At 71.2% G+C, this 10,614-nt stretch carries 10 protein-coding genes; 9 read left to right on the top strand and 1 reads right to left on the bottom strand.

The window, feature by feature from the left end; all coding sequences use genetic code 11:
• The 4 genes from QL987_RS16195 to QL987_RS16210 form a co-directional block, all read left to right on the top strand.
• The coding region (locus QL987_RS16195; RefSeq protein WP_290158655.1) for an iron ABC transporter permease at positions 1-958 on the top strand (958 nt) is incomplete at its 5' end.
• Positions 955-2,046: an iron chelate uptake ABC transporter family permease subunit gene (locus QL987_RS16200; protein WP_290158657.1), complete on the top strand. Its 1,092-nt coding sequence runs from the start codon at positions 955-957 to the stop codon at positions 2,044-2,046. The genes QL987_RS16195 and QL987_RS16200, both read left to right, overlap by 4 nt.
• A complete protein-coding gene (locus QL987_RS16205; protein WP_290158658.1) occupies positions 2,043-2,894 on the top strand; it encodes an ABC transporter ATP-binding protein in 852 nt (283 codons plus the stop codon). The genes QL987_RS16200 and QL987_RS16205 overlap by 4 nt, the downstream gene beginning before the upstream one ends.
• 69 nt (positions 2,895-2,963) lie before the next feature.
• Complete coding sequence (locus QL987_RS16210; protein ID WP_111074793.1) at positions 2,964-3,980, top strand: ABC transporter substrate-binding protein; 1,017 nt, start codon at positions 2,964-2,966, stop codon at positions 3,978-3,980.
• Between the two features lie 92 nt (positions 3,981-4,072).
• Here QL987_RS16210 and bla read toward each other — a convergent pair whose 3' ends face one another.
• Positions 4,073-5,041, bottom strand: a complete 969-nt coding sequence (gene bla / locus QL987_RS16215) for a class A beta-lactamase (protein ID WP_290158659.1) — start codon at positions 5,039-5,041, stop codon at positions 4,073-4,075.
• A 145-nt stretch (positions 5,042-5,186) separates the two neighbouring features.
• Here bla and QL987_RS16220 point away from each other — a divergent pair, with 145 nt between their 5' ends.
• The 5 genes from QL987_RS16220 to QL987_RS16240 all read left to right on the top strand — a co-directional run.
• Positions 5,187-5,822, top strand: coding sequence for a helix-turn-helix domain-containing protein (locus QL987_RS16220; RefSeq protein WP_181439228.1), 636 nt, complete (start codon positions 5,187-5,189; stop codon positions 5,820-5,822).
• A 79-nt stretch (positions 5,823-5,901) separates the two neighbouring features.
• Positions 5,902-8,613 (top strand): MMPL family transporter, encoded by a 2,712-nt coding sequence (locus QL987_RS16225; RefSeq protein WP_290158661.1) that lies wholly within the window; start codon positions 5,902-5,904, stop codon positions 8,611-8,613.
• Positions 8,614-8,815: 202 nt separating this feature from the next.
• Positions 8,816-9,259: a MarR family transcriptional regulator gene (locus tag QL987_RS16230; protein WP_290158662.1), complete on the top strand. Its 444-nt coding sequence runs from the start codon at positions 8,816-8,818 to the stop codon at positions 9,257-9,259.
• 61 nt (positions 9,260-9,320) lie between these two features.
• Entirely contained in the window at positions 9,321-9,533 is a 213-nt protein-coding gene (locus QL987_RS16235) for a hypothetical protein (protein ID WP_111074797.1), read from the top strand.
• Between the two features lie 41 nt (positions 9,534-9,574).
• A partial coding sequence (locus QL987_RS16240; protein WP_290158665.1) for an alkene reductase occupies positions 9,575-10,614 on the top strand: 1,040 nt, incomplete at its 3' end.

The following is a 10,614-nucleotide window of genomic DNA, read 5'->3' on the forward strand; positions in this document are numbered from 1 at the left end:
CGTGCTGGTCGTGGCGGCAGCGGTGGCGAGCATGCTCCTCGGCAGCAACCACATCGGTGCCGACCGGGTGTTCGCCGGCCTGATGCGCAGCGGTTCCGGGACCGACGAGGCGATCGTCTGGGGCTCCCGTGTCCCCCGCACCCTGATCGGCGCGAGCGTCGGCGCGGCCCTCGGCATCGCCGGACTGCTCATGCAGGGGCACACACGGAACCCGCTCGCCGACCCCGGCCTGTTCGGCGTCTCCGCCGGTGCCGGTCTGGCGGTCGTCCTCGGGGTCTTCGTCTTCGGCGTCACGAGCACCAGCGCCTCGGTCTGGTTCGCGCTGGTCGGTGCGGTCGTCGCGAGCGTCGTCGTCTTCTCGGTGACCGTCGCCGGCAGCGGGACCGCCAGCCCGGTGCCGCTCGCCCTGGCCGGAGCCGCGGTGTCCGCCCTGCTCGGGGCACTGACGTCCTTCATCGTGCTCACCGACCAGGACTCCCTCGACGCGTACCGGCTCTGGGTCGTCGGGTCCCTGTCCGGACGACAGCTCGACGTGCTCGCGGCCGCGTGGCCCTTCATGGCCGTCGGTCTCGTGCTCGCGATCTGGAACACCCGGGCCCTCGACGCGCTCGGACTCGGTTCGGAGCTGGCGAAGGGGCTGGGCGAGGACCTGCTCACCGCGCGGCTCGTCGGCCTCGGCGGCATCACCCTGCTCGCCGCCGGCGCCACCGCCGCGGCCGGTCCTATCGCCTTCGTCGGGCTGACCGTGCCGCACGTCGCCCGCGCCGTCGTCGGCACCGGGCACCGCTGGACCCTGCCGGCGTCGGCGCTGCTCGGGGCCGTGCTGGTCCTGGTGGCCGACGTGGTCGGTCGCCTGATCGGCGGGTTCGCCGAGGTCGAGGTCGGCATCGTCCTGGCCGTCATCGGCGGTCCGGTGTTCGTCGCCGTCGCCCGTCGTCGATCGCTGGTGTCCCTGTGAGCGCCACCACGCCGACCACCACGGGCACCGCCACCGGCCCCCGCCGCGGCGTCCGCATCGGCCCGGTCGGTCTCGCCTGGCGTCCCCGCGTCCTCACCACCTCGGTCGTCGCGGTCGTCGCCGCCCTGCTGCTCGTCGTCCTCGGTGTCGCGATCGGCTCGACGTTCATCGCCCCGGGCACCGTCGTCCGTGCGCTGCTCGGCCTGGAGTCCGGGCCGGACCAGTTCATCGTGACGACCCTGCGCCTGCCCCGCGTCCTGACCGGCGCGCTGGTCGGTGTGACGCTCGCGGTCGCCGGTGCCCTGACCCAGACCTTCACCCGCAACCCGCTCGGCACGCCGGACATCATCGGCGTGACCTCCGGCGCGAGCGTCGGCGCGGTGGCGGCGGTCGTCCTCGGCGGCGGCGGCTCCTCGGTGAGCGCGCTGGTCCTCGGCGGCGGCATCCCGGTCGCCGCGACGATCGGCGCCCTGGTCGCGGCGACGATCGTCTACGGGCTCGGCTGGCGCGGCGGCGTGCAGAGCCACCGGCTGATCCTGGTCGGCATCGGGGTCAGCGCGACCCTCGACGCCGTCACGAGCTACCTGCTCGTCCGCGCGAAGATCACCCAGGCCACCGCGGCGTCGCAGTGGCTCGTCGGCAGCCTGTCGAGCACCTCGTGGACAACGGTGTGGCCGCTGCTCGTCATCGCCGCCGTCGGGGTGCCGCTCGCCCTCGCGACCTCGGCCGCACTCGGCATCGGCCAGCTCGGCGACGAGGTCGCCACCGGCGTCGGCCTGGGTGTCCAGCGGCACCGGCTGCTCGTGATCGGCCTGGCGGTCGTCCTGACCGCCGCCGCGGTCGCCGCCGCCGGCCCGGTCGGCTTCGTCGCGTTCGTGGTGCCGCAGATCGCACTGCGGATCGCGGGGACGAACCGGCCACCGCTGCTGCTGTCGGCAGCGCTCGGCGCGGTGCTGGTCCTCGGCGCGGACCTGCTCGCCCGCTCGGTCTTCCCCTGGCAGGTGCCGGTCGGCATCGTCACCACCGTGATCGGCGCCCCGTACCTGATCTGGCTCCTCATCCGTCACCGCAAGGAGATGTCCCGATGACCACGACGACCCACCCGGTCCCGACCGAGACGCCGGCCGCCGCCCGCGAGCACACCGTGCCCGTCCTGGAGGCCCGTGGCCTGTCCGTCGGGTACGACCGGACCCCGGTCATCCGCGACCTCGACCTGACGATCGAGCACGGCACCGTGACGACGTTCCTCGGCGCGAACGGCTGCGGCAAGTCGACGCTCCTGAAGGCGCTCGGCCGGGTGCTCAAGCCGCTGGCCGGCGAGGTGCTGCTGGACGGCAGGCCGATCCGGAAGGAACCGAACCGGGCGGTCGCGCGGCAGCTCGCGATCCTGCCGCAGTCGCCGCTCGCCCCGGCCGGCACGAGCGTGCTCGACCTGGTGATGCGCGGCCGGAACCCGCACCAGTCGTGGGCCCGCCCGTGGACTGCGGAGGACGCGGCCGTCGCCGAGGACGCCATCGCGGCGACCGGCCTGACCGAGGTCGCCCACCGTGACGTCGCGAGCCTGTCCGGTGGGCAGCGTCAGCGCGCCTGGATCGCCCTGGTCCTGGCGCAGCGTGCGGACACGCTCCTGCTCGACGAACCGACGACGTACCTGGACCTGGCGCACCAACTCGACGTCCTCCGGCTCGTCCGGCGGATCAACCGCGAGCAGGGCTCGACCGTCGTGATGGTGCTGCACGACCTGACCCTGGCCGCGCGGTACTCGGACCGACTCGTGGTGCTGCACGACGGCGGGGTGGTCGCCGACGGGACGCCCGCCCAGGTCCTCACCCCGGCCGTCCTCGCGCAGGCGTTCGGGCTGCACGCCCGTGTCGTGCCGGACCCGGTGACGGGCGCACCCATGGTTGTGCCGGAGGCCGACGAGCACGACGTCTGACGCGCCTCCCGGCCCGGGATCCACCACGGAACTGGTGCATCCATTCGGGTTAGGTTAGGCTCACCTAACGTGAACACTCTCCGCCGCGGCACGGTCCGTGCCGCCCTCCTGACCGCCGTCACCGCGACGGCCCTCATCCTGACCGGCTGCTCGAGCACCGGCGGATCCGACGACGCCGGCGACGGCACGAGCGCGTCCTCCCGCGCGTGGTCGTACGAGGACGCCACCGGAGCGACCGTCAAGGTCGACCACACCCCGAAGCGCGTCGTGGTCCTCAACGACATCGCGATCTCGTTCATCGAGTACGGCCTGCGCCCCGTCGGCACCTTCGGGCAGCTGACCATGGCGAAGGACCAGCGCTTCACGGATCTCGACAAGGACGGCATCACGCAGCTCGGCAACGGCTACGGCGACATCGACCTCGAGAAGCTCGCGGCACTGAAGCCCGACCTCGTCGTCACCTCGGTCTACCCGACGGACGCCAAGGGGACGCTCGACGCCACCCAGCCGGCCTACGGCTTCAAGGACAAGGAACAGCAGCAGCAGGTCGCGGCCATCGCACCGATCGCCCAGGTCAAGTGGGGCGGCGAGGGCGAGGACGTCATCGAGCACATCGCCGACCTCGCCGAGTCCCTCGGGGCGAAGGAGAACCGGGTCGAGGCCGCCGAGAAGGACTTCGATACCGCCAAGGACGCGCTGCAGAAGGCCGTGAAGGGCAAGGACCTGTCCATCGTCTCGATGTACGCGGACGGCGACGGCGCCTACGTCACCCGCCCGTCCGACGAGCCGACGCTGCAGATGTACACCGACTTCGGCGTCGACTTCGTCGTCCCGAAGCCCAAGGGCTGGTACTGGGGCATCTACAGCTGGGAGAACGCGGGCCAGATCACCGGTGACGTGATCCTGCTCTCGCAGCAGGGGTACCAGGTCGCGGACCTCGAGAAGCAGCCGACGTTCGCCGACAACGCCGCCCTTGAGGCCGGCCAGGTCCACAGCTGGACCTTCCCCGCCCTCGACTACGCCTCGCAGGCCGACTACATGACGAAGCTCGCGGGCTGGATCGACGAGAGCAAGCCGGTCTCCTGACACGACCGCCAGACCGGCGGAACGGCACGACGGACGGGAGGCTCCCCACCAGCTGGTGGGGAGCCTCCCGTTCCGTCGTCTGCCTGCGCCGGTCAGCCCGGCAGGGCGGCCACGGTCACCTTCGTCGCCGCCGCGACGAGCGCGTCGACCGGCTTCGCGTCCGCCCGCGACCGACTGGTCATCACGACGAGGACGATCGGCGCCCGGCCCGGCGGCGTGACGATCCCGACGTCGTTCCGCACCCCGTAGGAGCCGGTGCCGGTCTTGTCGGCGACCGACCAGCCCGTCGGGACACCGGCGCGGATGGTCGCCGCACCCGTGGTGGTGCCGGCCATCGTCTCGACGAGCATCTTCCGGTCCGCCGGCCGCAGCGCGTCGCCGAGCAGGACGGTCCGCAGGTCCGCCGCGAACTGGGCCGGTGTGGTCGTGTCGCGCTCGTCCCCCGGGGTGGCCTCGTTGAGGTCCGGTTCGACCCGGACGACCTGGGTGACCTGGTCACCGATCCCCCGGAGCCACTGCTGCACGACCGACGGACCGCCGACCCGTGCGACGAGCAGGTTCGCCGCCGTGTTGTCGCTCGACCGCAGCATCGCGTCGAGCAGCGCCCGGACGGTCATGCCCGAGCCGACGTGCTGCGACGTCACCGGGGCGTACGACAGCAGGTCGCGCTGCTCGATCGGCACGACGGCGTCGAGGTCGCCCGACCGGGCGTCGTCCAGGACGGTCGCGGCGATGAACACCTTCGCAGCGGACGCGAACGCGAACCGCTCCCCGGCCCGGTGCGTGACGGTCGCCCCGCTGCCGGTGTCGATCGCGACGAGGCCCAGGCGGGCGTCGTCGCGGCGCTCGAGCGCGTCGAGCGCGCGGGTGGTGGCGGCGCTCGTCGTGCTCGCCGGGGTCGGTGCCGCAGGGGTCGGCGTGCCCGCGTCCCGGCCCGTCCCCGCGCTGGGTGCGCTGCTCGGGAGCCCGACCGGCGCGGTCATCGACTGGCAGCCGGACAGCGCGATGGTGGCCGCGACGAGGAGCACGGTCGCGATGATCACCCTCGTCCGGTCCGGCATCGTCACACGATAGTGCGGCGATCCCGCCTGTCGCCGAGTGCGCCTGCGGGCTCCCGCAGGTCCGCTCCCGCTGGTCGGGGGACGAACCTGGGGATCATCTCCAGGAAGGTGCACCGAGTGCATCGATGCACTTAGTGTCTTCTGCGTGACCCTCTCACCCGACCGCCGTGCTGCCCTCAAGGCACGGCACCGGGCAGCGATCCTGCAGGCCGCCCGCGACCTGATCGACGAGCGCGGCGGCGAGTTCAGCGTCGACGAGCTCGCCGCCCGCGCCGACGTCGCCCGACGCACGGTCTTCAACCACTTCGCGTCGCTCGACGAGATCCGCCTGTCGGTGTGCGAAGAGGTGCTGTCGGTGATCATCGACCAGTTCCTCGCCGAGATCGCGAACACCCCGGTCGGCGACGGCAGCCGCGCCGCGATGTTCGACGAGCTCGAGTCCGCCGCCCGTGGCACCGACCTGCCCGGCGCCATCGTCCAGCTGTACGGCATCCTCGGCGAGCCCGAAGACGACGACCCGAAGGCAGCCGCCCTCACGCAGACCGCGTTCGCCCGCGTGACCGGGCGTCTCCGCAGCGAGGTCGCCCGTCGGCACCACGCAGCTGATGCCCTGGACACCGCTCTGCTGGTGGACTCGCTGATGAGCGGCATCGTCGTCATCGCCGACCACTGGATCTCGACCACCGGCCCCCGCCTGGACGACGAGGCCCGGGACGACTGGGACGCCCTGCTCGGACGGCTCGTGCACAGCGTCCGCAGCGGGTACCTGCCCGAACACTGACCACTCGACGTCCTCCCAGGGGTCCACCGGCGCACCCCGTTCGACAGCACCACCCACGACGAAAGGAACGGAGCCCAGCATGGCCGGCCTCCTCTACCGCCTCGGTCGCTTCGCGGCCCGCCGACACTGGACGGTGATCATCGCCTGGATCGTCCTCATGGCGATCGCCGGTGTCACCTTCAGCCTGTTCGCGGGCACCATCTCGTCCTCGATCACGATCCCCGGCACGAAGACCAGCCAGGTGCAGGACGAGCTGGCCGACAAGTTCCCGAGCGCGAACGGCGGCAACGGCACGCTGGTCTTCCAGACGACCGACGGCAAGGCCTTCTCGGACAGCCAGAAGGACGGGGTGAAGTCGTTCCTGACCGACCTCGAGGACCTGCCCGGCATCAAGGGCACCACCGACGGCTTCGCCACCCAGCAGCAGCTCGACGACCAGCGGCAGAAGATCGTCGACGGCCGCAAGGAGATCTCCGACGGCCGGAAGAAGCTCGAGGACGGGCAGAAGGAACTCGACGCGCAGAAGACCCAGCTCGAGTCCGGCCAGCAGCAGATCAAGGACGCCCAGGCGCAGCTCGACGCGCAGAAGGCCCAGGCACAGGCGCAGGCACAGGCCGCCGGTGCCGCCGCGGCTGCCAGCGCCGCCGCACAGGCCCAGGCGCAGGCCGGCCAGCAGCAGCTCGCCCAGGCGCAGGCACAGATCGACGCCCAGAAGCAGCAGCTGACCGCGGGTGAGCAGAAGATCGCCGACGCGCAGAAGACGATCGACGCGAACACGAAGAAGCTCGCGGACAACGAGAAGGACCTCGAGCAGGGCTCCGACCTTCTCGACCTGTCGAAGGACATCCGCTTCGTGTCCTCGAACGACTCCGCCGCCATCGGCACGGTGCAGTTCACGAAGTCGACCTACGAGGTCCCGCAGACCACGAAGCAGGAGATCTCCGACCGTGCCGACGCGGCGAAGATCAGCGGCGTCGACGTCTTCGTCTCGAACGACATCGCGCAGGGCGTGCCGTCGATCCTCGGACCGGGCGAGATCATCGGCGTCATCATCGCCGCCCTCGTGCTGTTCCTCATGCTCCGCACCGTGATCGGCGCCGCCATCCCGCTGCTCAGCGCCGTGCTCGGCGTCGGCGTCGCGACCCTCGCCTCACTGTCCTTCTCCGGCCTGGTCGAGTTCATCTCGGTCACGCCCGTGCTCGGGGTGATGCTCGGGTTGGCGGTCGGCATCGACTACTCGCTGTTCATCCTCAACCGTCACCGGACCCAGCTGAAGCAGGGCATGGGCGTGCACGAGTCGATCGGGCTCGCGAACGGCACGTCCGGCAACGCGGTGGTCTTCGCGGGCACGACGGTCATCGTCGCGCTGCTCGCGCTGAACATCACCGGCATCCCGTTCCTCGGCCTGATGGGCACGGTCGGTGCGGTCGCGGTCCTGTTCGCGATCCTCATCGCCACGTCGTTCACCCCGGCCCTGCTGTCGCTGCTCGGCCTGCGGATCCTCCGGAAGAAGGAGCGCCAGCAGATCGGGCACACCGGCTCGGTGCAGGTGCCGAACAAGCCGATGTCGACCTGGCGTGCCGTGATCACCCTCGTCGCGGGCGTCGCCGTCCTCGGCACCATCGCACTCCCCGCCACGCAGATGCGCCTGGGCCTGCCCTCCGGCTCGTCCGAAGCGGTCGAGTCCAGCCAGTACAAGGCGTACAAGACGCTCGAGAAGGAGTTCGGTGCCGGCCAGAACGGCCCGCTGCTCGTCGTCGCGACGCTGCCGAAGGCCGTCAGCAAGGACGACGTCACCGGCACCGAGGTCACGATCGGTCAGGCGCTGTCGAAGAACGACGACGTCGACGCCGTCCTGCCGATCGGTGCGTCGAAGGACCGCTCGATCATCGCGTTCCAGGTGAAGCCGAACGGCGGCCCGGACAGCGTCTCCACCGAGACGCTCGTCAAGGACCTCCGCTCGCAGAGCGTCTCGACCGACGACGGCAAGGTGGAGCTCGGCGTCGCCGGCAACGCCAGCGCCAACATCGACGTGTCCGAGAAGCTCGCGAACGTCCTGCCGCTCTACCTGGCGGTCGTGGTCGGTCTGTCGCTGATCATCCTGATCATCGTGTTCCGGTCGTTCCTGGTGCCGATCACCGCGACGGCGGGCTTCATCCTGTCGGTGCTCGCGTCGTTCGGTGGTCTGACCGCGATCTACCAGTTCGGTTGGCTCGGCAGCGTGTTCGGCGTGCACGACCCGGCGCCGATCCTGAGCTTCCTGCCGATCATCGAGATCGGGATCCTGTTCGGGCTCGCGATGGACTACCAGCTCTTCCTGGTCTCCGGCATGCGCGAGGCGTACGCCCACGGGGCCAGCGCGAAGGTCGCGGTCCAGCGTGGTCTGCACGCCGGTCGCGCGGTGGTCACGGCGGCCGCGATCATCATGATCTCGGTGTTCGCCGGGTTCATCTTCTCGGACTCGTCGACCATCAAGCCGATCGGGTTCGGGCTGGCGTTCGGCGTCCTGCTCGACGCGTTCGTGGTCCGGATGCTGCTGATCCCGGCCGTGATGCACCTGCTCGGCAAGAGCGCCTGGTGGATCCCGAAGTGGCTCGACCGGATCCTGCCGGACGTCGACGTCGAGGGCGCCAAGCTCGAGCGCATGCAGCCGGCGACGCAGCACGCGTCCTCCGGTGCAGTGGGCGAGGGCAACGGCGACGGCAACGCGCACCACGGCTCGCACGCCGCTCCGGCCGAGCCGGACGCGCCGACCCACGACTCGGGTCACTCGCCCTCGCACCGCGCGTAGGCACCAGCGTCACCGACGGGAGGCCCGGTGCCGGTCCACGAGACCGGCACCGGGCCTCCCGTCCGTCGTCCACCCCGCGCCACCCCGGCGGAACACCGGTGTTCGTCGAACACATCGCGCAGATGCGCGACGCAACAGACGAACACCGGTGTTCCGCTGTCGCGATCACCGCTGCTTCGTGCACGAAGGGTACGGTGGGCGCATGCTCCACACCGAGACCGACCCGCTCTCCCTCGACCGGCAGCTCTGCTTCGCCCTCGCCGCCACGAGTCGGAGTGTGGTCGGGCTCTACCGCGAGCACCTGGAGCCGATGGGCCTGACGCACCCGCAGTACCTCGTGATGCTCGCGCTCTGGGAGCGGGATCCCCGCTCGGTGCGCGAGATCGCGGGCGAACTCCGCCTGGAGTCGGCGACGCTCAGTCCGCTGCTCAAGCGGCTCGAAGCGTCCGGCTACGTCCGCCGTGGCCGCAGCACCGAGGACGAACGACAGCTCGCGGTGTCCCTGACGACAGCCGGTCGGGCCCTCCGCGACCGCGCCGAGGCCGTCCCCGTCGCGGTCGCCGCCCAGCTCGGGTGGCCGGTGGCCCGGCTCGAGGCCCTGAAGGACGAGTTGACGGCACTCCTCGAGATCGTCGATGACGCCTGACCCGCGCAACGCACCAGACAGCGAGTACACTAACGATCAGGGCACGAACGGAAGGGTGATCATGGGACGCTTCGCGCAGTGGTACGAACGCTGGAACACCACGCTGATCAACAAGATGGGGCCGTCCCAGATCGGCGCCGGTCACCCCGAGGGCCTCGACGACCGCACGGTCGACCGCGGCTGCCCGATCTGCCACCAGCCGCTGTCCCTGCACACCGTGATCCGTCCCGAGGGCCAGGTCCGCTCCTCCACGCTGGTGTGCCCGCGACCCTGATCGCGAGAACCGGACAGCGTGACCGAGTTGGAATAGGCAACATGGTGTCGGCGTTCCCGCTCGGCGTGAAGCTCTTCGAACCCACCGCCCTCGGCGCACTCCGACTCAGCAACCGCATCGTCATGGCCCCGCTCACGCGCACCCGCGCCGGTGAGCACGGGATCCCGAACGACCTGCTCGTCGAGCACTACGCGCAGCGCGCGAGCCTCGGCATGATCATCACCGAGGGCACCTGGCCCGTGCAGGAGGGCCGCTCCTACCCCGGCCAGCCCGGCATCGAGACCGACGAGCAGATCGCCGGCTGGCGCCGCGTCGCCGACGCCGTCCACGAGCGCGGCGGCACGATCGTCATGCAGCTCATGCACGGTGGCCGCGTCTCGCACCCCGACATCTCGCAGACCCCGCGCATCGTCGGCCCGAGCGCCGTCGCCGCCCCGGGTCAGACGCACCTGGCCGACGGCTCGAAGGCCGACATGCCGGTCCCCCACGAGCTGACCACCGACGAGGTCGCCGAGGCCGTCCAGGGCTTCGTCCAGGCCGCCCGCAACGCGATCGCCGCCGGCATCGACGGTGTCGAGGTCCACGGCGCCAACGGCTACCTGGTGCACGAGTTCATGTCGAGCCACTCGAACACCCGCACGGACCAGTACGGCGGCTCGCCGGAGAACCGCGCCCGCTTCGCCGTCGAGGTCGTCACGGCCGTCGCCGAGGCCGTCGGCGCGGACCGCACCGGCATCCGTCTGTCGCCGGAGCACGGCATCCAGGGCGTCATCGAGGACGACGCCGCCGACGTGCGCGCCGTCTACTCCGCGATCGCCGAGGGCCTGGCGCCGCTCGACCTCGCCTTCATCGACGTCCTGCACGCCGAGCCGGCCGGTGACCTCGTGCAGCACATCCGCCGCACCGCGGGCGCCCCCTTCGTCGTCAACTCGGGCTTCAGCGCGATGACCACGCGCGACGAGGCGATCGCCGTGATCGACGAGGACATCGCCGACGCCATCGCCGTCGGCCGTCCCGCGATCGCGAACCCGGACCTCGCCGAGCGCTGGGAGCAGGACGCGGAGCTCAACGAGCCCCGTCC

It is taken from the genome of Curtobacterium sp. APC 4022, from assembly GCF_030407555.1.
Taxonomy (GTDB): Bacteria; Actinomycetota; Actinomycetes; order Actinomycetales; family Microbacteriaceae; genus Curtobacterium.

Excerpts from the sequence above, each read along its gene's own strand:
- QL987_RS16205 (WP_290158658.1), top strand. The coding sequence starts at position 2,043 with ATGACCACGACGACCCACCCGGTCCCGACCGAGACGCCGGCCGCCGCC.
- bla (WP_290158659.1), bottom strand. The coding sequence starts at position 5,041 with ATGCCGGACCGGACGAGGGTGATCATCGCGACCGTGCTCCTCGTCGCG.
- QL987_RS16225 (WP_290158661.1), top strand. The coding sequence starts at position 5,902 with ATGGCCGGCCTCCTCTACCGCCTCGGTCGCTTCGCGGCCCGCCGACAC.
- QL987_RS16230 (WP_290158662.1), top strand. The coding sequence starts at position 8,816 with ATGCTCCACACCGAGACCGACCCGCTCTCCCTCGACCGGCAGCTCTGC.
- QL987_RS16235 (WP_111074797.1), top strand. The coding sequence starts at position 9,321 with ATGGGACGCTTCGCGCAGTGGTACGAACGCTGGAACACCACGCTGATC.